General features: G+C 42.4%; 19 protein-coding genes and 2 pseudogenes. 9 read left to right on the top strand and 12 right to left on the bottom strand.

From position 1 onward, the window contains the following. Positions 1 to 108: 108 nt before the first annotated feature. The 4 genes and pseudogenes from HXY43_RS06200 to HXY43_RS06215 form a co-directional block, all read right to left on the bottom strand. Positions 109 to 1,155: a 1-acyl-sn-glycerol-3-phosphate acyltransferase gene (locus HXY43_RS06200; RefSeq protein ID WP_290881242.1), complete on the bottom strand. Its 1,047-nt coding sequence runs from the start codon at positions 1,153 to 1,155 to the stop codon at positions 109 to 111. 383 nt (positions 1,156 to 1,538) lie between these two features. Then, positions 1,539 to 1,991, bottom strand: a pseudogene (locus HXY43_RS06205) (MIP/aquaporin family protein); the annotation flags it as partial. Between the two features lie 75 nt (positions 1,992 to 2,066). After that, positions 2,067 to 2,561: pseudogene (locus tag HXY43_RS06210) on the bottom strand (substrate-binding domain-containing protein); the annotation flags it as partial. Positions 2,562 to 2,763: 202 nt separating this feature from the next. Then, positions 2,764 to 3,177: an ArsI/CadI family heavy metal resistance metalloenzyme gene (locus tag HXY43_RS06215; protein ID WP_290881246.1), complete on the bottom strand. Its 414-nt coding sequence runs from the start codon at positions 3,175 to 3,177 to the stop codon at positions 2,764 to 2,766. A gap of 90 nt (positions 3,178 to 3,267) precedes the next feature. Between HXY43_RS06215 and HXY43_RS06220 the strand changes: the two genes are divergently transcribed. Both HXY43_RS06220 and HXY43_RS06225 read left to right on the top strand, forming a co-directional pair. Then, entirely contained in the window at positions 3,268 to 3,597 is a 330-nt protein-coding gene (locus tag HXY43_RS06220) for a helix-turn-helix transcriptional regulator (RefSeq protein WP_290881248.1), read from the top strand. 463 nt (positions 3,598 to 4,060) lie between these two features. Then, positions 4,061 to 5,155: a saccharopine dehydrogenase NADP-binding domain-containing protein gene (locus HXY43_RS06225; protein ID WP_290881250.1), complete on the top strand. Its 1,095-nt coding sequence runs from the start codon at positions 4,061 to 4,063 to the stop codon at positions 5,153 to 5,155. 103 nt (positions 5,156 to 5,258) lie between these two features. On the opposite strand, the gene HXY43_RS06230 is transcribed toward HXY43_RS06225, so the two are convergent. Both HXY43_RS06230 and HXY43_RS06235 read right to left on the bottom strand, forming a co-directional pair. Further along, complete coding sequence (locus HXY43_RS06230) at positions 5,259 to 6,470, bottom strand: aspartate aminotransferase (RefSeq protein WP_290881252.1); 1,212 nt, start codon at positions 6,468 to 6,470, stop codon at positions 5,259 to 5,261. 126 nt (positions 6,471 to 6,596) lie between these two features. Further along, positions 6,597 to 7,802: an iron-containing alcohol dehydrogenase family protein gene (locus HXY43_RS06235; RefSeq protein ID WP_290881254.1), complete on the bottom strand. Its 1,206-nt coding sequence runs from the start codon at positions 7,800 to 7,802 to the stop codon at positions 6,597 to 6,599. A gap of 306 nt (positions 7,803 to 8,108) precedes the next feature. Between HXY43_RS06235 and HXY43_RS06240 the strand changes: the two genes are divergently transcribed. Beyond that, positions 8,109 to 8,597, top strand: coding sequence for a peptidoglycan-binding protein (locus HXY43_RS06240; protein ID WP_290881257.1), 489 nt, complete (start codon positions 8,109 to 8,111; stop codon positions 8,595 to 8,597). A gap of 73 nt (positions 8,598 to 8,670) precedes the next feature. Here HXY43_RS06240 and HXY43_RS06245 read toward each other — a convergent pair whose 3' ends face one another. The 3 genes from HXY43_RS06245 to HXY43_RS06255 all read right to left on the bottom strand — a co-directional run bounded on the left by HXY43_RS06245 (position 8,671) and on the right by HXY43_RS06255 (position 12,043). Next, positions 8,671 to 9,192 carry a Ycf51 family protein gene (locus HXY43_RS06245; protein ID WP_290881260.1) on the bottom strand — a complete coding sequence of 174 codons (522 nt, stop codon included), beginning with the start codon at positions 9,190 to 9,192 and terminating at the stop codon, positions 8,671 to 8,673. Between the two features lie 565 nt (positions 9,193 to 9,757). Continuing rightward, positions 9,758 to 11,098 carry an O-antigen ligase gene (locus tag HXY43_RS06250; RefSeq protein ID WP_290881263.1) on the bottom strand — a complete coding sequence of 447 codons (1,341 nt, stop codon included), beginning with the start codon at positions 11,096 to 11,098 and terminating at the stop codon, positions 9,758 to 9,760. A 102-nt stretch (positions 11,099 to 11,200) separates the two neighbouring features. Beyond that, entirely contained in the window at positions 11,201 to 12,043 is an 843-nt protein-coding gene (locus HXY43_RS06255) for a YaaW family protein (protein WP_026734177.1), read from the bottom strand. Positions 12,044 to 12,932: 889 nt separating this feature from the next. Here HXY43_RS06255 and HXY43_RS06260 point away from each other — a divergent pair. After that, positions 12,933 to 13,286, top strand: coding sequence for a hypothetical protein (locus HXY43_RS06260; protein ID WP_290881267.1), 354 nt, complete (start codon positions 12,933 to 12,935; stop codon positions 13,284 to 13,286). Between the two features lie 182 nt (positions 13,287 to 13,468). On the opposite strand, the gene HXY43_RS06265 is transcribed toward HXY43_RS06260, so the two are convergent. Further along, the gene (locus HXY43_RS06265; RefSeq protein ID WP_290881270.1) at positions 13,469 to 14,317 is read right to left on the bottom strand and encodes a M28 family peptidase; all 849 of its coding nucleotides are present in this window, start codon (positions 14,315 to 14,317) and stop codon (positions 13,469 to 13,471) included. A 117-nt stretch (positions 14,318 to 14,434) separates the two neighbouring features. Here HXY43_RS06265 and dnaK point away from each other — a divergent pair, with 117 nt between their 5' ends. From dnaK to HXY43_RS06290, 5 genes are all read left to right on the top strand, one after another. Beyond that, positions 14,435 to 16,591 carry a molecular chaperone DnaK gene (gene dnaK, locus HXY43_RS06270; RefSeq protein WP_290881272.1) on the top strand — a complete coding sequence of 719 codons (2,157 nt, stop codon included), beginning with the start codon at positions 14,435 to 14,437 and terminating at the stop codon, positions 16,589 to 16,591. A gap of 251 nt (positions 16,592 to 16,842) precedes the next feature. After that, positions 16,843 to 17,829 carry a DnaJ C-terminal domain-containing protein gene (locus tag HXY43_RS06275; RefSeq protein WP_026734183.1) on the top strand — a complete coding sequence of 329 codons (987 nt, stop codon included), beginning with the start codon at positions 16,843 to 16,845 and terminating at the stop codon, positions 17,827 to 17,829. 82 nt (positions 17,830 to 17,911) lie between these two features. Continuing rightward, positions 17,912 to 18,253, top strand: coding sequence for an HNH endonuclease (locus tag HXY43_RS06280; protein ID WP_290881276.1), 342 nt, complete (start codon positions 17,912 to 17,914; stop codon positions 18,251 to 18,253). Between the two features lie 134 nt (positions 18,254 to 18,387). Continuing rightward, positions 18,388 to 18,888 carry a J domain-containing protein gene (locus tag HXY43_RS06285; protein ID WP_290881289.1) on the top strand — a complete coding sequence of 167 codons (501 nt, stop codon included), beginning with the start codon at positions 18,388 to 18,390 and terminating at the stop codon, positions 18,886 to 18,888. Between the two features lie 83 nt (positions 18,889 to 18,971). Then, positions 18,972 to 19,244 (top strand): DUF3143 domain-containing protein, encoded by a 273-nt coding sequence (locus HXY43_RS06290; RefSeq protein ID WP_026734185.1) that lies wholly within the window; start codon positions 18,972 to 18,974, stop codon positions 19,242 to 19,244. A 156-nt stretch (positions 19,245 to 19,400) separates the two neighbouring features. Here the strand turns inward: HXY43_RS06290 and uppS are convergent, their stop codons facing one another. Both uppS and cdaA read right to left on the bottom strand, forming a co-directional pair. Next, positions 19,401 to 20,150, bottom strand: coding sequence for a polyprenyl diphosphate synthase (gene uppS, locus HXY43_RS06295; RefSeq protein WP_290881279.1), 750 nt, complete (start codon positions 20,148 to 20,150; stop codon positions 19,401 to 19,403). Further along, positions 20,147 to 21,070: a diadenylate cyclase CdaA gene (gene cdaA, locus HXY43_RS06300; RefSeq protein ID WP_290881282.1), complete on the bottom strand. Its 924-nt coding sequence runs from the start codon at positions 21,068 to 21,070 to the stop codon at positions 20,147 to 20,149. The genes uppS and cdaA overlap by 4 nt, the downstream gene beginning before the upstream one ends. Positions 21,071 to 21,231 lie beyond the last annotated feature (161 nt).

A 21,231-nucleotide genomic window follows, 5' to 3' on the forward strand; every position in this document is an offset into this window, starting at 1 on the left:
ATATGAATTTACAATTCACGGATATGTAGAGACGTAGCAATGCTACGTCTCTACAATGATTTGGCATCGAGCTACAAAAATGTATGCAAACATAATTCATGACCAAATTCAGCAACGCCTTGCAATTAGCCTATTAATTTGATCTTGTATCTTTTCTCGCAATGCTTGCGCCTGTTTAAAAGCTACTGCACGTCTTGTATCTGACTCAGTTTCACTCTCTGTTTTTGAAGTGGTTAGTTCCAAAGGCTGAATAAAATAACGCAGACGGCTTTTCATTGCCCAAACACCCATTGATGGAAAAAGAAGAAAAACCAACATTAAAGGTGATAAAGGCAAAAATGGTAATTTTAATAGCCTCTGCAATTTTCGCAGATTGACAGCCCAAGGATGTAAATTTTCATTCCCAATACAAACAACAGGTAAAATTGGAATTTGATAACGTTGACTCAACTGAATAAAACTCAAATCAAACTTTTCCAATTGATAGCGTTTTCGCCAACCTTTTCTTGGCCCGCGTAACCCTTCTGGTGCATATAGGATAATTTTACGCTCTTGCATAACAGCCGCGAAATCATCCAACTCTGCTCTCACACCACCTAAAACTTTTGACCACCCAGGCGGCAACCACCAAATCATCCAAGCATGGTCAAACAAAGATATACCAGCCAAAGTTTGTACTACCCATCCCCGTTCTTTACCTAATAAATAACCCAAGGTCAAAAAATCCCACGGAAAACACATTCCCGCATGATTCATTGCCACAATCATTGGTTGTGTAGGCGGCAAGTTTTCTAGTTGTTGCAATTCACCATGAAAATAATATTCAATAATAGGAGCAAGAATTTCTTCACGAAAAGCTCGTTGATAGTTGGGGTCAAATTCTTCATTTTCTTGGCGTGGCGAACGACAGCCAAGACGCAACCAGCGAATGAATAGTGCTAAATAAAAACCACCTGGAATTAAAAATAAGATGTATTCTAGCCAATTCCATCCATCAGGGTCTGAATGATAATACTGCCAGTGCCGATTGAATAGAATCAGCCAACCAGGAGGATACCACAGACAAAACCTATCAAACCAGCTAAATTTATAACCCTCAACAGATGTTTTTTCAATTGGACGGTTAAGTACATTTTCCGTGTTTTGATGAATCACAATTAACTAGAAGATAAAACAATCTGTAGTTTAAACTATTATTTTAGCTTTTTATTTTTGTGATTGACCTCTTTCTCTAGACATAAATAAAAAAGTGTTTGTTGAAAGCTTAATAGTTCCCTATAAACCTACATTTACGACTAAAGATAAATACAAATACATTCAGAAATTTTATCTATTTTTAAGAAGATAATGATGTTTGATTGCTTTTTCGCATGATTAAACAATACAATACAGATTCCCGACTTCTCTAAGAAGTCGGGAATCGTACAGGGCGCATTTTACTTATCAAACAGAGCTAATTTCTCGATTAGCAAACTAATGTGTAATCCAACTGTTAACTAAGTTCTTCAATCAATTTCACAACGCGTTCTTTTACTTGGTCACGAACGCGGCGGAAGGTATCCCACCACTGCTAATTGCGCCCCCAAAATAGGTGCTACCCAATAAACCCAGTGAGATTGCCAAATTCCTCCCACCAGCGCTGGGCCTAATGAACGGGCTGGATTCATACTCGCACCGGTAATTGGCCCCATAAACATAGCTTCTAAGCCTACAGTTAGACCAATTGCCAATCCAGCAAAACCAATGTGGGCGCGGCGATCTAGTCCGGAACCGAAAATTACAAACATCAAGACGAAAGTCAGAATGGTTTCCAAAATGAAAGATTGAAACCAGTTGCCATTCAGCGGTAAAGTCACCCCCAAATTCGCAACTTTTCCCAAGCTAATCAGCAGTAAAGCTGAGGCTGCGATCGCTCCAACTGACTGTGCCAAAATATACGGTAACACTCGCCGTCTGGGAAAAACTCCACTTGTCCAAAACGCCAGTGTCACTCGCTTCGCTCCAATTAAAAATTAAAAATTAAAAATTAAAAATTGAATTTTGCATTTTTAATTTTTAATTTTTAAACGAGTGATTTTGTTTTGGGCTCCAGGTTCCCAAATCTTTTTCAATTCAGCGGTAGTAATGTCTTTTGCCCAGTTGTTTTGAGGATGAACGGCGATGGTAAGAGCATCAAACGCCACCGGAAGCTCTATAAATCTCACGTTATTTTTATTACATGCTTCCATCTCTGCGGACAAAATTGGCCGTGAGGCATTATTGATGTCTGTTGTTCCAGCACAGAATTTTTCAAATCCGCCGCTAGTACCGGAAAAGTCTACTATTACCTGTGCTTTATTTGCTTTATTTTTGTTTTCTGCTTGAAACTGTTTGGCGATCGCCTGGGTAATTGGATAAACGGTACTAGAACCGTCTATTTTCACCGCTGCAACCGTTTCTGAACTAGCTACTTCAGTTGCATTTTGCGATTGAGAAGTTTGCGTAGATGTGTTGGTCGTGCAACTCGTTGCTAAAACCAACATACCAAGCGCGAGAGCCAAATTTTTTCCTGTCGCACCCATAACCTCACCTCGTGGCGTATATGATAGTTATACTTACTATCATTTCAAAAAAAGTTGATTTGTCAACTACCAATAAATGACATTTTACAAAAAGCATCAAAAAAACTTGATGTGTTTAACTTGGTAGGAGCGTAGTTTCAAGGTTATTGGTAGGGCGACTCGGAAAGCGATCGCCCCAAGACTGTGCGAAATTATGAGTAAGTTACGAACAAGCAGATACAGTTTTCTCAGCACTTCCACAAGCAAATGTTGGTGAATCCTTCAGAACTGTATAAACCTCCCACTCATCACCATCTGGATCTGTAACCCAAACTTTGTCTTGCAAGGCATAGCAGCAAGTTGTTTGGTTTTCAACCTTGACTGTTAAGTTAGCCTGCTTGAGGCGATCGCTTGCTTCTGCAACTTTGTCTGATGATTCCACCTCAATCCCTAAGTGGTTCAACTTGCCAGTTGCCGCAGGATTTTCAAACAATACCAGTTTTAAAGGTGGCTCAACAATGGCGAAGTTGGCATAGCCTGGACGACGCTTTGCTGGTTCAGTTCCAAATAGTTTGCTGTAGAAATCGACAGCAGCATCAATGTTACTCACATTCAGTGCTAGTTGAAGACGAGACATAATCCAGTAACTCCTTATATTGATTGATATCAATATTTAACTATATCAATATGTTAGCCATGCATATTGATATGTGTCAATATAGAAAGTATGAAGTTATCTAAACCTGTCGTATCTTGTTGCTCTCCTTTGCTTGCTGGTCGTCTTACACCTGATGAGGCGATACATCTAGCTGCTATTTTTCGTGTGTTAGGCGAACCTGCGCGGTTACAAATGCTGAGTTTGATTGCAGCACAGCCGAGTAGAGAGGTTTGTGCTTGTGAATTAGCAGAACCTTTGGGACTTTCGCAACCGACAGTGAGCCATCATCTTAAAGTCTTGTACGAAGCGGGTTTACTGGAAAAAGAACGGCGCGGGACTTGGATCTACTATCGGATTTTGCCGGAAAAGTTAGCACTGTTGCGCGGGGCACTTTCCTAAGTCGCACAAAGTATTAAACCACAAAGACACAAAGAAAACAGTTTTCTGTATACAACTCTTAATTCTATAACTCGCGAAAGAGTAATATTGTCTACCTGATTTTTAACATCGGGGAAGATACCCCCATTTCCCCTTTTCGGAGTGAATAATGCTCAAACGTTATCTAGAGACGCAAAATAATACTGTTTATCGAAAAAATGACTACAAGTTTTCTTAGCTTATAGTAAGCACTTAAGTGCTTACTACGAACCATATGTAGTTCTAGTTTTGAGAATTGATATAACCCCCTGGGAACGCCTGCGAAGTAAGCGTTTCCACATAAAGCTTTTAGGTGAGATTACTGTTCGCCAAATGTGTAACGCCGAAAGTCTTACTTTCTGAATAAGCAATGTCATACTTGCTAGCGATGACAACCATAACTGAAAATTGATGTGATAAAGCTGCTGTTGCCAATGCTGGAGCGATGAGAGATCGGGTTTTGATTCTTGGAGGACGGGGGCGAATCGGCGGTAGTGTTGCTCAGGATTTAGTTACCCATACGCAGGCAGAACTTATCATTACTGGGCGTACCCCTGAACAGACACAAAATATATCGCCTTTACAATACCTTGTGTTGAATTTGGCGGATGTGGAGAAATTGCGCGAGGCGATCGCTTCTGTGAATTTAGTTATCCACTGTGCAGGCCCATTTCACCATCGAGATGCTAATGTTCTAAAAATTTGTATTGAAGAAGGGGTTAATTATATAGATGTTAGTGACCACCGTTCTTTTACTAGCAAAGCACTAAATTATCATGAAGAAGCCGTTACTGCGGGTGTGACAGCGATAATTAACACTGGCATTTTTCCTGGTATTTCTAACAGTATGGTGCGTCATGATGTCGAGCAATTCGATACACCAGAAAAAATACATTTGAGTTATTTGGTGTCTGGTTCTGGTGGTGCTGGCATCACGGTAATGCGAACCACATTTTTAGGTTTACAAAATCCTTTTCCAGCCTGGATAGATGGTACATGGCAAATAGTCAAGCCTTATAGCGATCGCGAAATCGTTAACTTTCCACCACCCTACGGACGCAGTGGGGTTTACTGGTTTGATATGCCAGAAACCTTCACCCTACCTCATGCCTTCCCAGGAGTTAAAACCGTCATTACTAAATTTGGCTCTGTTCCTGATTTTTACAATCACCTGACTTGGATTGCTGCTCATGTCTTTCCAAAATCATGGATACAGAATCCCAAAGGTGTAGAATTTCTTTCCCATGTTAGCCATTTTATGACAGATGTTACTGATCGCTTTACTGGTATTGGAGTCGCTGTTCGTTCGGAAGTCACAGGTCAAAAAAATGGTCAGCAAGCCGTCTATTACTCCACTTTAGTCCATGAAAATACTGCTGTTGCTGCTGGTTGTGGTACGGGTAGTATTGCCCAATTCTTACTAGAAGGAACGCTCAAAAAACCAGGAGTTTGGCCTGTTGAAGAAGCATTGCCAACAGATTTATTTGCACAAGCAATGCAAAGCCGAAGAATAATAATTCAACAAGGTTGGATAAATTAACAAATCCTAAATGGTTCAGAAAGGGCATGAAATCCAGAAACAATTGCATTTGGAACGGTTGAGGGGGTTTGCATCAATTCCAAACAGTAAATGTACGTCTTCTCTATTGTGAACTAGAGACAACTGCATCCGCTTGATATTGGATACCAGCTTGTTTAAATCTGTGCAAGACTTCGCCAAAGCGATCGCACTCTGCAATCAAACTGATGCGTACATAGCCTTCACCACCAACACCAAAGGCATTACCAGGAGTGACGACTACACCAGTTTGCTGCAATACCCACAAAGCAAAATCCGTCGAACTCATACCCACAGAACAAGGAACCCACAAATACATTGTCGCCTTGGTTTTAGGGATATTCCAACCCAACTCAGCTAACCCTTGAATCAGAAAATCGCGACGGGTGCGATAGCGATTTTGGACTTCCTGCAAATAAGAATCAGGTAATTGTAAAGCTGTTTCGGCAGCGGCTTGTAAGGCTGCAAAAATACCGTAATCCAGGTTAGTTTTCAGCGTCCGCAAACCTTGAATTACATGGCGATTGCCAACCACAAACCCGACGCGCCAACCTGCCATATTATAAGTTTTAGACATAGTGTGAAACTCCACGCCAATATCTTTGGCGCCAGGAATTTCTAATAAACTGGTTGGTTGATAGCCATCAAAAGCTAACTCGGCATAACACAAATCGTGTACGAGGAGAATTTCGTATTTGCGGGCAAAGGCAACGATTTCTTCAAAAAATTCCCGGGGTGCTGTGGCAGCAGTCGGGTTGCTAGGATAATTAAAATAAAGAATTTTTGCTTTTTCGGCGACAGCGTCAGGAATTGCTGCCAAATCAATTAACCAGTTGTTTTCTGATTTGAGAATCAAGCTATAGACATTTCCTCCGGCAATTACCGGGCCGCGAAAATGAACTGGATAAGAGGGGGAAGGTACCAATACCACATCCCCAGGATTGATGTATGCTAGTGCTAGATGCCCCAATCCTTCCTTGGAACCTAGTAGCGGTAAGGCTTCGCTATCTGGATCTAAAACTACTCCATAGCGGCGATGATACCAACTAGTAATGGCACGGCGGAAACTAGCAGTACCCTCAAAGGGAGGATAGCCGTGATTAGCAGGATTTTGCAAAGCTTTGATAGCAGCTTCAATAACTGGCTGCGGTGTCGCGCCATCTGGGTTGCCCATGCCCAAATCAATTAAATCCAGTCCTTGTTCCCGCGCCTTATTTTTGAGTTCATCCAAACGGGCAAATGGATAGGCTGGTAATTTTTGTATGCGTTGTGCTGGGGCGATCCAATCCAAGTTCATCGGAAAAATTATAAATTATGAATTATGAAATGAGTAAGATTATGAACTATGAGATGTTGATGAATAATGAAGTATGAAATGTAAATCACGTTTATACTTTTTTCATCATTCAGCATTCATAATTCATTAGTTATCTGCTTCTGTGCAATTCGATAATCTCTCCTCCTTAACAGTTGGCGTCAATCCCAACTGGGTGCGATTTCCTTCTACAGGTGCAGTGGTAGAAACCATCGCTGCCATCAATTGTTCTAGCGCAACTTTAAATGGCAATCTGTGAATGTCAGAATTAGGAGCTAAGGCAATTTCCGCAGCGGTTTGCAACTCACTCAAGCTAATATTACCCAATCCTAAATCGCTCAATTTTTGCGGCAGTCCAATTTCGGCGTAGAACTTCAGTAACTGTTGGCGTGCAGATGCTGCTAGCTGATTACCTTGAATCATTTCTTCTAAACGCAGTTGCACCAAAATCCCATAGGCGACTTTTTCGCCATGAATACTGCCATGTCTACAAATGTGCGTTAAACCATTATGTACGGCATGGGCGGCAACGGTGCGACACTGAGCACCACCTATACCGCCAATTACTCCAGCCAATAAAACGGTAGCGTCTACGACTTGTTGCCAAACTTCACTACCCGGTTCTTTGAGGGCGGCAGCAGATTTTTGCAAGAGAATATCCCGCAATACTCGCGCTTGTTGTACGGCAGCAACGATCAGGGTTTGTTCTGAGTGTCCGCTGCTTACCGAAGCTTCGTACCACTTGGCGATCGCATCTCCAATTCCCGCTACCAGAGTGCGCGACGGTGCAGTTTGAATCAAATCGTAATCGAGGATCAATAGATCGGGACACCGATCTAGCGCCACATCATATAAAAATGCCCCCTCATCAGAGTACACATTTGAGAGAGCAGTCCAAGCCGCACAGGTTGCTGCCGAGGTTGGAATTGTTACTACTGGTAATTGCAACTGGTACGCAAGTAATTTTGCTGTATCCAGTGCTTTACCACCACCTACACCAATAATTACATCAGCTTTATGTTCCTTAGCAGCCTCACGTAAAGCTTTTAGGCTTGCTTCACTACAATCAGGTGCATAAGAAGCTTGGGCAAAGTGTAAATGCTGCTGTTCTAAAACTGGTTGTAGGCGGGGTTGGGTAACTTTGAAAGAGCGATCGCCTCCCACAATCAAAGGACGATTACCCAAATGAGCAATCGCATCTGATACTTGTGTCAAGATTTGGGAGCCACGGATCACTTTTGCTGGCGCTACCACCAGAGGAAGTAACAAATTAGGAGTTTGAGTAGACAACTGTCCTGTAAATTGATTAATCATATAACTAATTAATTAACAATAGCATTTCACAAAATTTTTTAATATCGGGGAAGTAAAACTAAGTTTGCAACACAAAAAAGTACTAAATTTCAAACCTAGGACTCTTACACTTGCTTAGTTTTCCCAGTGTTTTAATAGCTAGATTAATATCTTAACCAAAAATCAATTAGTAATGTATTTTAAAACACAAAAAGATTATACCTTTTTCAGGAGATTGAGGATAGGTGGAAGTACCCCGCTTGGGTGATGCAAGATCGGTGTTAAAAAACTACACTATACTAAACGCTGCTCCCAAGGGGTAGGAACATGCAATCGGCAAGCGATCACAGCAACACAGTGCCAGAAATGGTGCAGACAGATTTAAACAAGCCAGAACTACGGCTTGGTTCTAGTGGTGAAGCGGTGGAGGAGTTACAACAGCTTTTAACCAAAAGAGGTGTTTATACTGGAAAAATTGATGGCATATTTGAAAAGGTGACGCAAGATTGTGTAAAAAGATATCAGCGTCGTTTTTTTCTACCTGATGATGGCATTGTTGGATACAAGACATGGCTAACCTTATACACAGGTAGACCAGTGGAGCTACCAGAGTTGAGAAAAGGTAGCAGTGGAGAATTAGTGATGAAGGTGCAGCGTGTCCTGAAATCAACGCAAGATTACATAGGATACGTTGATGGTTATTTCGGGCCGATTACAGAAGCTGCTGTCCAAACTTGGCAAGTGCGCAACAATTTACCGGATACTGGCATTATTGATGAAATTACTTGGCACGCCCTCAGTAAAATTCGCCAATAGGCGGAGTGTGAGAGTGGAGGAGTGGAGAAGTGAAAAAATAGAAGAGCCTCTCCCCATCCCCCCTCCTCTTTGCTTAGGCGTTGGGTTTTGGTAGTTGAGCAAATCTATCGTGGTAAATTTCAATTGCCATTTGCGGATCTTCACGATTAACAAGTGATCGCTTCACCTGACCCAAGTAAAATGGCACAGAAACCCCTGGTTCTGGATGGAGAATAGTACGAGCACGAATGGTCAACTGGTTTTGTCCTGGTTTACCCATACGACCATAAGAATATAAGTCACTTGCTGCTTGGCGCAAAGTTGCTTCTAATTCTGTAGGAGTAATCTCAGGAGAGATTGCAATCACTGTTTGTGTAGCCCCATTATCATAAACCAATTTGTACCGTACTGCCCCAGGAATCACTGTACGGGTCAAAGGGGCTAAGGAGAGGGCAAATAAACCAGCCGTTAGGACTAACATAAAACCCGTCGTACCCACCAACCGAAAGCGCAGCCCCCATTTCAAAATAAAACCCAACACTGTCAGAGCTGCAAATACCAATGTGGCAATACCCGACCATTGGGCGTACTGAATAAAGTCAGCTTGCGAGAACATAATAATTGACTAACTAGGTGTCTGCTTTTTGGTTACAGATACCTATTTTACGAGTGCGATCGCTCTAAATCTCCCTTTCTAAGGGAGACTTTAACGATGATTTACCCCTTTTTTAAGCCGGCGGCTCTTCCAGAGTTGTAGCATCTGGCGTCGGCTAGGGGCGATCGCCCAAGGAATTTGATACTTCTCCAACATTCTCAATGTCTTATTCCGATCAAAATCTTGCTAATAACCCAAACCGCGACAACTAATTGATAGATTTCCATCATAAAAATTCCTTAGTTTATTAAGCTCAAAATTAAAGTTTTTAGTTAAAAATTGAATGCCAAAACCCTAGCGAGTAACTACCAAAACCAAAAATAGATAAGGGCATCTATATAAAGATGCCCATTTTGCAGGAAAACACCCACAAAGGGTGAACCTACACCTTCCCAACAATCAGCAACAGTGACTAATGTCTGATTAGTCACACTCACAGTCACAGACGTGAATATAGTAATTTTATTAACTCAAAAATAAATTGCCACCTGTATATACACTGAAAAGATTCAGACTGTTATTCTAGCTAACTGCGATGAGCTACAAGCTTTTTGTGTTGATTGTAGCGATAGACTACACCAGAAATGGCAGCAATCGGCAACCACGAAAGTGTATTTAACCGCAAATCAAAGAAGGTAACATCAAACGTATTAAATAATACCCAAGCACCGAAAACTACCAAATAACTAAAAAATATCAATCTATCTTCTGGATCGAGAGATTTGGAATTTTGCAAAAATTGGACGCCCGCAATAAATATCCAAACGAGTAAGGCACAAAATAGAATTGTTGCGGGTAAGCCTGTTTCAGCAGATAGCATCAAAAATAAGTTGTGGGGATGACCTAACCAAATATTCATCTGCGCTTCATACAATTGGGTAAAATTGCGTAATCCCCAACCAGTCCAAGGCCGCTGCTGAGTTAGTGACCAAGCAAATTGCCACTGGGTTTTGCGAAGTAAGACTACAGGTCTATCTGAATACATTTGGTCGTTTAACCGTGCCCAAAAGTAAGCTGGCACAAATTTGCGGAACAACTTAGCAATTGCAGAAGGAGCAAAAGCAGCTAACAGCACACTCGTAACTACAGCGGTGACGCCAGCAACCAGAATGCGCCAGCCTTGATAAAGTGCATAAACTAAACAGGCAAAAACAGCGATCGCCCACGCATTCCGCGAGTTGGTCAAAATTAATGCCACAAAATTAGCAATCACTACCACAGTGAGGAAGAGGGGGATACGCAGGGACGCAAAGACGTGGGGACGCGGAGAATAACTAATGACTCTTGTCTTCTGATAAGCTTCCAGCCATAGTCCCAAGCTAAGGATAAAAACTATCACCAAATAACCAGCAAGAATATTAGCGTACATGAAAACAGAAGCCATGCGACCTGGCGGGTTTCCTCCTGATGCGATCGCCCAACCAAAAATGCTTTGCCATTGCGCTGGAGTAGCCCAACCCCAAAACAATTGCCCCAAGCCAATACTCACTACTGGTACAGAAGTGATTACCAAAATCCAAGACAGTTGTCGCAGTTGCGCTGGTGTCTGGATGAGGGCGCTAAAGGCAGCGAAAAATAGAATGAATGGTAAGAAATTAAATAAGCCAAGAATTGCTACCTTTTGATCAAAAGCAAAGCCAGTGCTAATGATTAGCAATATACCTAAAAGCGCAAATCCCAAATTTTGGGGGCGGCGAATAATTGTGTGGTATTTTTGGAACCATGTTCCTAACAATACCAAAACTAAAATCACCGCCCCCCACAATGGAATTAATGGAAAGATGAGCAGTCCTAGTTGAGCAGAATTCCAAGAAAACTGCAAACTAGGATCGGGATGCCGCAAAAAAGGTAATTTGTACTTTGTCATTTGTCATTTGTTTGTTGTTTGTTATTTGTTGTTTGTTGGTTGTTGATTGTTCCAAGCAACTACCAACTACCAACTAATAACCAATGACTAATGACTATTTCGTCAAGCTAACTCCCAACATTCAGCACGAGTGAGGCGAATTTGAGCCAAAGCGAAGATGGTTGGTATAATCCGACCGTAGTTGGTAGCGATCGCTCTCCACCCCAAATCCGCAAAAAACCAAGCCCACATCATCGGCCCTAAAAAGGCAAACATACCGCGAACTGCTCCATAACGAGCTGCATTCACAGCCATGCCTCGCCGTGCCATTTGTAAAACAACATAGTTTTGAAATTGAGTTGTCGCAACTGCCCCACCTTGGAGGCTAGCTTGTCTGGCAACTTGATAGGTGGCAAAGTGCATAGCAAATTGACGGGCAATTTGTTTGAGTAGCAGCGGTTGGATTACGGAGGTGACAGCCAAAGCACTACCTCCTTTAAAAAGCAGTCCCAAAGGATCGGGCTGCAAAGTCAATGGTAGCGGTTCGTCTAGTTGTGATTTTGCTAGCTGGCGCTGCACTCGTACAGTTAGTTTTTGTTTTTCCTTTTCTGGGAGTTTTTTCCACACCCGCCCCAGCAGATGTAAAAAAACTTCTGCTTCTAAATCAATGGTTGACAGATCATTAGAATAGGGGATTTTTAAATACTTACATACTTGGATCAGTGCTTGTCGGTACGTTACCTGATTTGTACGTCCTCGCAATACTGTCACCCCATCAGCCGCTAAAAAGCGAAAGCGCTGTTCTAATGCATCCAGCCAAGCTTCTCGACCTTGGCTTTGCACTTCTATCGGTTCAGGTGTCTGAACGTAGTCTAGAGGGTTGAACTTACGGCTAAACAGAATTGCCGTCAAGTCCTGTAATTCGTCTTCGGTAGCGAGCTCGAGTGCTGCCCTGAGTTCGTCCAATTTCCCTTCCTCCCTTCCATGCAGCTTTTTCTGTACCTTATTCTACTATTAGCTTTCAGCACTCATTTGTTTATGATGAGTTGTTGGGTGTTGGTTGATAGCTGGTAATGCCACTAACTAAGACTGGAAAACAGCCAAAAACGTTGGTTTTACATGAATTTTTCGATTTTACACCCAATCCCCAGTCCTTAGTCCCCAGTCCCCTTTACTTGAAAAATTTTTTGAATGCGATCGCCTAAATGATTCCGAAGAGCGATCGCAGTTTTTGTAATGTGGAATGATTGAAGCAAAAATTGTTACAAATTGATAGTGATTAATGTGGCGGTTATCTCAAAAGCGATGTTATGCTTTTAGACCTAACGCTACTTCTTAATACAGAAATTAAAATTCATGTTACATGGTTGCTCAATGCAACCAGTTTACCTTGCTGCTTAGAAATTTATTTACGAATAGTTCAGCTATTTTGCCATCATTAAAATTTAGTTTTTTAATTCTTCTCGAATAAGTCAGTTAATTTTATTTCTTAAATTTATTTTCATTAACTTTTCGTATTATTTACTACATCAATTGCACGAGTTTATAATGAGTTTTGTGTATTTTTCCGCCAAAAAGTCAGGGAATTGAAATAATTAGCATTAGATACACCATAAATAGCCTTAACCAGTGTATCTATAAATGATTTAAGTATTCGTTGACTGACAGATGCAATTTTATTTATATAAGCTGCTCTTACTTTATCACATTTTGTGTTGATATAAGGTTCGGCTTCTAGATAAAGCCTCGATTACTTAAATTCACGGCTAATTACTGGTTGTAATGACAACTCGCTAAGATACACCCTCATATCGAAGACAAACAATTAACTGAATAAAAAAGGAGTTAAAAGCTGATGAAAACAGTACTCAATTTATCGCAGCAATCAGTAATAGCAGAAATTGAAAGTGTTTTAGATACTTATCCATATCATCCTTATCAACAAGCTTTTGCTATTCCTGAGTTGCGTCAAGAACTAATTACCTTCGTCTTTAGCCGTATTCCTTGTTGTTACAGTGCTATTGAACCTGATCGAACTTGCTGGCTAGATTACAAGTTACCCCGCAGTCCTCTAGAACATCAAATACATTTACAGAATTTGATTCACCAAGGTATTTATTCAATCATGCAAGAAAAAAGTGATTGGATCAGCCGTCACCTTTGTGAAACAGTTCAACCAGGTTGTGAACCTTCTCATTGGTTTGGATAAATATATTTTTGTTGGTTGTTGTTTGTTGATTGTTGTTTGTTGGTTGGAATAACCAAGCATTAACTACCAACAACTAACAACCTTATTCTTTTAACGGAAAGATTGAGTTCAGAGAATTGATATAGAAAAGTTGTCAATTTAACTATCCTATAGCACGTTTTACTTGCCATGTTTATTCATCTTCACAACCGCCGAATTCCCCTTTCCAAACCCTGACAAACACCAGTGAGAAAATCTAAATCCAAAGTAGCAATAGTATCGCTGGGTTTGTGATAGTGTGGATTCCGCAAAAATGCCGTATCTGTAACCATCATTGCTGGATAACCCGCATCCCAAAAAGGTGCATGATCGCTTTGTCTTGTTTGGCGGACGATATGACCTTTATTTGGAACTGGCAACCACTGACTGGGGACGCCAACTTTACGAATGCTGCGACTAATGCCAATTAAATCTCGCAATGTTCGCCAATTACCAATTAAACCAATAAAATCACCACGGCTGGGGTAGATGTGTTGTAAAGGAGGCGGGTAAGTTTGAGAACCAGGGGTAGAATTGCAATAACCTAACATCTCTAGAGAGATCATTAGGCGTAGCGGTTGCTGTTGTTGCTGTAACTTGGCTGCATACTCGGTGCTACCCAACAAACCGTATTCTTCCATATCGAAAGCCACCAGTTGTAGGGGATATTTTATCGGTTCTGTAGCAAACATTCTTGCTAACTCCAACAATACTGCTACACCTGTAGCATTATCATCTGCCCCTGGTGAACCAGGTACAGCATCATAATGGGCACCAATTAAAATTGGTGGCAAATCTCCCTTTTCTGAGGGGGCAGCAGAGGGTAAATTTAAGATGAGATTTTTGCAGGCTTTAGTACCCACATAGAAGGTGTGGATATCCACACTCCCCCACTTGGCAAATGAGGCGCGAATGTATTCTTGGACAAAGAAATGGCCAGCACTTGCCATATAGGGATCGCGATCGCGCGCTATCTCATTAAGATGAGTTTCCAGTTGGTTCTTTAAATTCACAAGATTCTAGCAGCGAACCTGGTTGACCGTGTATTTATCAACAGCAAGATACAATAAATCAAGCATTAGTTCTAAACAAATAATTTTTATATAGAGATACTAGGAGAAGCGTAGCGCATGGGCAAGGTAGTAGGCATCGACTTAGGGACGACAAACTCTGTAGTCGCCGTCATGGAGGGTGGCAAGCCGGTGGTTATTGCCAATGCAGAAGGTATGCGAACAACTCCCTCCGTAGTTGGCTTTAGCAAAGATGGTGAACGCCTAGTTGGACAAATGGCGCGGCGACAAACCGTCCTCAATCCTCAAAATACCTTTTTTGCAATCAAACGCTTCATTGGGCGCAGGTATAGCGAACTCAACCCAGACTCGAAGCGAGTACCTTACACCATCCGTAAAGATGAAGTCGGCAATATTAAAATTGTATGCCCTCGCCTGAATAAAGAGTTCGCCGCAGAAGAAATTTCGGCAATGGTTCTCAAGAAACTGGCAGAAGACGCTAGTAAATATCTAGGTGAACCAGTCACAGGGGCAGTGATTACCGTTCCCGCTTATTTTAATGATTCTCAACGGCAGGCAACACGGGATGCTGGTAGAATTGCTGGTTTAGACGTATTGCGGATTCTCAACGAACCTACCGCCGCTTCTTTGGCTTATGGCTTAGATCGCGGTGAGATGGAAACAATCTTAGTATTTGACTTAGGTGGTGGCACGTTTGACGTGTCAATTCTCGATGTTGGTGATGGCGTCTTTGAAGTCAAATCTACCAGCGGCGATACCCAACTTGGTGGTAATGACTTTGATAAGAAAATTGTCGATTGGTTGGCAGAACAGTTTTTGGAACAAGAAGGGGTAGACTTAAGACGCGATCGCCAGGCCCTCCAACGCTTGATGGAAGCTGCGGAAAAAGCCAAAATCGAACTTTCGGCAGTCAGCGTTACCGATATTAACTTACCTTTTATCACCGCTACCGAAGATGGCCCCAAACATCTGGAAACCCGCCTGACTCGTTCCCAGTTTGAAGGCTTGTGCGATGACTTGTTAGGGCGATTGCGTATACCCGTAAAACGGGCGTTGAAAGATGCCGGACTTACCCCTAGAGACATTGATGAAGTCGTGTTGGTAGGCGGTTCTACACGGATGCCAATGGTACAGCAACTAGTACGGGCAATGATTGGCGTAGAACCCAACCAAAACGTTAACCCTGATGAAGTTGTGGCAGTTGGTGCAGCCATTCAAGCAGGCATTCTTGCAGGCGAACTTAAAGATGTTCTGCTGCTAGATGTTACACCCCTTTCCCTGGGATTGGAAACTATTGGTGGCGTCAAAAAAGTACTGATTCCCCGCAACACAACTATCCCCGTTCGCCGTTCTGATATATTTTCGACGTCAGAAAATAATCAAAACACTGTGGAGATTCACGTAGTCCAAGGCGAGCGGGAAATGGCAGTGGATAACAAATCTCTGGGGCGTTTCAAGCTGTATGGTATTCCTCCAGCACCTCGCGGCATCCCGCAAATCCAGGTATCATTTGATATTGATGCTAACGGCATTCTCCAGGTAACTGCACTAGATAGAACTACGGGTCGAGAACAAAGTATCACGATTCAAGGCGCTTCAACCCTTAGCGAAAGCGAAGTTCAACAGGCGATTCGAGAAGCTGAGAAATTTGCCGATCAAGACAGACAGCGTAAAGAGAGAGTAGAAAAACGTACCCGTGCTGAGGCTTTGATTTTGCAAGCTGAAAGACAACTGCGAGAAGTGGCGTTGGATTTTGGTATGGCATTTGCCCGCACCCGTCGTCAACAAATTGACAACATCTGTCGAGAACTACGCGAGAGTTTACAGCAAAACGACGAACGCGGGATTGATCAAGCTTACGCCGATCTGCAAGATGCATTGTATGACCTCAACCGGGAAGTCCGGCAGTACTACGCTGAAGAGGAAGACGATGATTTGTTTGGTGCGATCAAAGACATCTTTACTGGTGGCGATAAAGAACGCGATTATCCACGGGAGACGCTGCGCGATCGCGATTACTATGACAAAGACTATGGCCGAAACTCCAGTAGGGATTATGACAGAGGTTATAGCAGAGACTACAACAGTAGAGACTATGACAAAGGCTATGGCAAAGACTATGGTCGAAGTCCTAGTAGAGACTATGACAGAGATTATGGTAGAGACAATCGGTCTTCTTCCTTTGACAGCGGTTCTTCACGCCGAGCTCGTCCCAGCTATCAGGATAACTGGGATGATGACGATGATTGGTTGTAAAGTTTGCTAGGTGGGAAACCCCACCTCGCTTTCTTCAGAATACCTATAGTAGTTGAAAAGGTAATAAAATTGATTCGTAATTCGGATTTAATAATTAATAATTGGTAATAAGGAAAAGTAGTAGTTAGTGGTTAGTAGTTAGTAGGTAATAATTAACAACCAACAACTAACAAACAACAGCCAACAATCAACAGTTCACTGCTATTGTTTAAAAATTTTCAAATCTAAAATCTAAAGTTAAACAGCTGACTATGCAGAATTTGCGGAATTTTCGCGATTACTACGAAATGTTGGGAGTATCTAAAGATGCTACAAATGAAGAAATTAAAAAGACTTATCGGCGTTTAGCCAGGCAGTATCACCCGGATCTTAACCCAGGGAACAAAGCAGCAGAAGAAAAATTTAAGGATATAAGCGAGGCTTACGAAATTCTTTCCGATGCAGCTAAGCGGGCGCAGTACGATCAGTTTAGCCGCTATTGGAAGCAAAAAGGCTTCGACAAACAAGCACAAAAAAGTAAACCTTGGGGAGTAGATAACCGTTCTAACGGTCGCAATACTCAGGATGTAAATCCTGGCAATTATTCCGATTTTACTACATTTATTAATGAAGTGATCGGTGTAAGAACCAGTAAAAACGGCACAGCTACGGCTACTAATACCACTAGCGATCCGTTTCGTACTCCCAGAACAAAAGTTGCATATACACCAAACCAACGCCCTGCGCGTCGAGATATCGAGGCGAAATTGTCTTTACCCTTAGAAAAAGCATATCACGGTGGGTTGGAGAGAATTCGCTTAGAAGATGGGCGATCGCTAGAAGTAGGTATGCCCGCAGGTATGGTTACGGGTCAAACGATTCGTCTGCGAAATCAAGGGATTAATGGTGGTGATTTGTACTTAAAAATTACTGTCGACCCTCATCCTATTTTCAGGCTTGAAGGCACAGATGTTTATTGTCAAATCCCTATTACTCCCAGCGAAGCAGTATTAGGAGGACAGGTAGAGGCACCCACCCTCGATGGCTTGGTCAAAATGACAATTCCCCCCGGAGTTAGATCTGGGCAAAGATTGCGTTTGTCTGGAAAAGGCTACCCCAGCGAGAAAGGTAAACGTGGCGACCAATTGGTGGAAATTCAAATAGTTACTCCCAAAAATATTAGTGCAGAAGAACGGGAATTATACGAAAAAATTCGGCAGATTGAAACTTTTAAACCCCGCGCTGATTTGTTTTCGTAGCAATGAATAAATTGTTTGTCGAACAAACTCGTAAATGAGTTAGCTGTGGGAGCATTTGGTTCTAGGTTTAAAAAACATTCTCATGTCATCTTGGCGAGAAATCAGAAGTGAAGTTTTGCAAAGAGATAACCGCAAGTGCCAAGTATGTGGTAGGGAATACAGCGGCCAGGTGCATCACGTTATTCCTAAAAGTAAAGGCGGAACGAATGACCTGTCAAATTTGATTACACTTTGCGGTCGGTGTCATATGTTAATCAGTCCTGTACCCGAGTGGCTGATTACCAAACTATGGAATATTCCACCAGAAGAAATCTCCTCTGCTGCGGCGGCGGTGCAAAATCGCATTGATCAAGTAATGGCGGCGCATTCTAAGAGGGAAGAGTGGAGGAGTGGAGGAGAGGGAGAGGGGGGAGTGGGGGAATAACCATAACCACTAACCACTAACAACCAACAACCAACAACCACCAACAACCTTTTTAGTAGGTTTAAAATATTAGAAATTAGAGAAATAGAGTTTGTCGCTAGGTGAATAAAACAGCTGTGAATCAGAATGGGGTAATGCCACAAAGCAGTGAACCCACCTATTACACCTTGCTAGGGCTGCATCCTTCCGCATCGGCAATTGAAATCCGTCGTGCTTATCGGGAGTTAAGCAAACGCTATCATCCCGACACTACTGACTTGCCTACAGTCATTGCTACTGCCAAATTTCAGCAACTTAACGAAGCTTACGCCACCCTCAGTAACCCAGAACGACGGTTAAGCTATGACTTAAGAATTGGCTATTCCCGCTTTGGCGTCATTCAAGCACCACCCGATTTAAACCATCCTGTTTCTTATTCCTACGACTGGTCTAAATCTGCTTATCTGGAGGCTAGCGATCGCCCCCTCTCACCGGGTGAAATTTTTGCTTTGTTTATCTTGGGTATAACATTTTTGGGTTGTTTGCTACTGGCGATCGCCATTGGCTTAACTCGTGGTGAGGCTGCTTTTCAAACTCAACTAGTACAACCAACCCCTGTAGTACAGCAGGAATTTACCCAAACAAAATATAAATGATGAATTACCATTGATAAATTGTAATATATCTTAACTATTCTCTTGAAAAATTCATAATTCATCATTCATCATTCATAATTCCTATGTCTCTTCCTCCCGCTGACACACCACTGTATAACCATCCCCTCCCCGAAATTGAACAGTGGTTGAAAGAACAAGGCTGTCAACAAGATGAAATGCAGTTGCATTGCTGGCACGTGCAGCGCCCTTCTTGGAAAGCCGAACTTTGGCTTGATGTAGAGCAAATCATAGTCCGATATCTCCATGCTGCGGAAGATGGGCAAGATATCCAACGCGCCTTCAAGTATTCCCTGAGTCGGCAAGATATAGAACAGGCGGTGTTTTCTGGCCCATAAATAATAGTTAGTAGTTAGTAGTTAGTAGTTAGTAGTTAGTAGTTAGTAGTTAGTAGTTAGTAGTTAGTAGTTAGTAGTTAGTAGTTAGTAGTTAGTAGTTAGTAGTAAAAAACACCACTAACCACTAGCCACTAACCACCAACCACTAACCAGTTGTTACACTTTCCCAAACCGCCTCTCCCGTTGCTGGTAGGCACACAAGGCACGATGGAATTCGCTACGGTCAAAATCCGGCCAGAGGGTGTCAGTTATATAAATTTCTGAATAAGCTATTTGCCAGAGAAGGAAATTCGAGACTCGCATTTCTCCACTGGTGCGAATTAATAAATCTGGGTCACAAATACCAGTAGTATAAAGATGACGTTCAAATGTCGCCTCGTCAATTTCATCTGGCTGGATTAAACCTTGCTGTACTTTTTCGGCGATCGCACGGCAAGCTTGGATAATTTCTTGTCTACCTCCATAATTAGTTGCTACAGTAAACCGGATACCGCGATTATCTTGTGTTTCTTCTACCGAACGGGAAATTTCTGCTTGTAGCGATCGCGGCAAAGAAATTAAATTGCCCACAAACCTAATTTGCACATTCTCATTGACCATTTCCCGCAGTTCTTGACGCAAAACCCGCTGAAATAGGGTCATCAAAAAATCTACTTCTTCGTGCGGTCTTCCCCAGTTTTCGGTCGAAAAAGCGTAGGCTGTGAGTGCTTCAATTCCCCAATCTTTACAACAGCGGAGCAAATCCTTTAAGGCATCTACTCCCCGCTTGTGACCCATAATTCGGGGTAGCCCTTGACGTTTTGCCCATCGACCATTGCCATCCATAATCACCGCAACGTGTTTGGGCAGTAGTTCTCTTTTCAAGTCAGGGGGCAGATATTGCTGTTCAGTTTGTTGTGCTGTCATTTTTTGTCTCGCGATGCGGTCGATGGTAATCCGAGTAAACGTGAAACCAGTGCTAAAGCCTGACTACGAATCCGACGACCCAAACTAAGTAAACCAGGAGCAACAGCTTCCCGATCTACAGTTGGCGAAAATCGAGCCTCTAAAGACTCTTTCAGTTTCGTGATCGTCAGTGGTCTATTTAGGGTTCCCCTTTCCGCTAAAGAAATAGAACCTGTTTCTTCAGATACAACGACACAAATGCAATTTTCGACTCGTTCAGTTATTCCCATCGCTGCCCGATGGCGTGTTCCCAACTGGCGCGAAGCTGTGCGTCCCGAAAGCGGTAAAATTATACCAGATGCTACAATTCGTGAACCTCGTATCAATGTAGCACCATCATGTAACAAAGTTTTCGGTTGAAAAATTGTCTGTATCAGTTCTTTAGACACCTCAGCATTCAGTTTTACTCCTGGCACAGAAAAATCCCGCTCATCAATCGGGCCCGTAGTTTCTATAATTAGTAGCGCACCTATCCGGTTTTTCGACAGTTCTCTAACTGCTTCGACAATTTCATCAATTACACTATCAGATTTGGGAACTACCAGACGGGATGGTTGAAATAACTGCCAAAATTCGCCACGTCCTAATTGTTCTAAAAACCTACGAAATTCTGATTGGAGAGCAACTGCCATTGCTACAGCGCAGCCAATCACCAATTTTTCCAGCACAAAATTTAGCAGTTGCAGCTGCAACCTACCACTGATTGCTGATGCCAGCATCAGAATAATAAATCCTCGCACCATCCAAAGTGTCCGGCGCTCACTGATAATAACAAGTATCATGTAGGTCAGCGCCAGTACTAAGACAATATCCAGAGTCTCAAGTAGCAAGAGCTGAGACCATCCTAGGTTTGTCAGCCATTGCTTCCACCAATCTCCCATGACATCTGGACTAAACCTTTTGCCTCTAAATAAAGTAAATCAATAGTCATTACTCATTAGTCATTAGTTCCTGGCTAATGACTAATGATCCTTACGGGTACTCTGCGAGAAGCCGAGAAAGCGGGCGTCTACATGGGGTAAACCCCCTTTGGAGCGCGCTG

Source organism: Fischerella sp., assembly GCF_013388695.1.
Taxonomy (GTDB): domain Bacteria; phylum Cyanobacteriota; class Cyanobacteriia; order Cyanobacteriales; family Nostocaceae; genus PCC9605.

What these genes read in the sequence shown, in the direction of transcription:
- HXY43_RS06215 (WP_290881246.1), bottom strand. Translation starts at nt 3,177, where the DNA reads ATGTCTCGTCTTCAACTAGCACTGAATGTGAGTAACATTGATGCTGCT.
- HXY43_RS06220 (WP_290881248.1), top strand. Translation starts at nt 3,268, where the DNA reads ATGAAGTTATCTAAACCTGTCGTATCTTGTTGCTCTCCTTTGCTTGCT.
- HXY43_RS06225 (WP_290881250.1), top strand. Translation starts at nt 4,061, where the DNA reads ATGAGAGATCGGGTTTTGATTCTTGGAGGACGGGGGCGAATCGGCGGT.
- HXY43_RS06230 (WP_290881252.1), bottom strand. Translation starts at nt 6,470, where the DNA reads ATGAACTTGGATTGGATCGCCCCAGCACAACGCATACAAAAATTACCA.
- HXY43_RS06235 (WP_290881254.1), bottom strand. Translation starts at nt 7,802, where the DNA reads ATGATTAATCAATTTACAGGACAGTTGTCTACTCAAACTCCTAATTTG.
- HXY43_RS06240 (WP_290881257.1), top strand. Translation starts at nt 8,109, where the DNA reads ATGCAATCGGCAAGCGATCACAGCAACACAGTGCCAGAAATGGTGCAG.
- HXY43_RS06245 (WP_290881260.1), bottom strand. Translation starts at nt 9,192, where the DNA reads ATGTTCTCGCAAGCTGACTTTATTCAGTACGCCCAATGGTCGGGTATT.
- HXY43_RS06250 (WP_290881263.1), bottom strand. Translation starts at nt 11,098, where the DNA reads ATGACAAAGTACAAATTACCTTTTTTGCGGCATCCCGATCCTAGTTTG.
- HXY43_RS06260 (WP_290881267.1), top strand. Translation starts at nt 12,933, where the DNA reads ATGAAAACAGTACTCAATTTATCGCAGCAATCAGTAATAGCAGAAATT.
- dnaK (WP_290881272.1), top strand. Translation starts at nt 14,435, where the DNA reads ATGGGCAAGGTAGTAGGCATCGACTTAGGGACGACAAACTCTGTAGTC.
- HXY43_RS06275 (WP_026734183.1), top strand. Translation starts at nt 16,843, where the DNA reads ATGCAGAATTTGCGGAATTTTCGCGATTACTACGAAATGTTGGGAGTA.
- HXY43_RS06280 (WP_290881276.1), top strand. Translation starts at nt 17,912, where the DNA reads ATGTCATCTTGGCGAGAAATCAGAAGTGAAGTTTTGCAAAGAGATAAC.
- HXY43_RS06285 (WP_290881289.1), top strand. Translation starts at nt 18,388, where the DNA reads ATGCCACAAAGCAGTGAACCCACCTATTACACCTTGCTAGGGCTGCAT.
- HXY43_RS06290 (WP_026734185.1), top strand. Translation starts at nt 18,972, where the DNA reads ATGTCTCTTCCTCCCGCTGACACACCACTGTATAACCATCCCCTCCCC.
- uppS (WP_290881279.1), bottom strand. Translation starts at nt 20,150, where the DNA reads ATGACAGCACAACAAACTGAACAGCAATATCTGCCCCCTGACTTGAAA.
- cdaA (WP_290881282.1), bottom strand. Translation starts at nt 21,070, where the DNA reads ATGGGAGATTGGTGGAAGCAATGGCTGACAAACCTAGGATGGTCTCAG.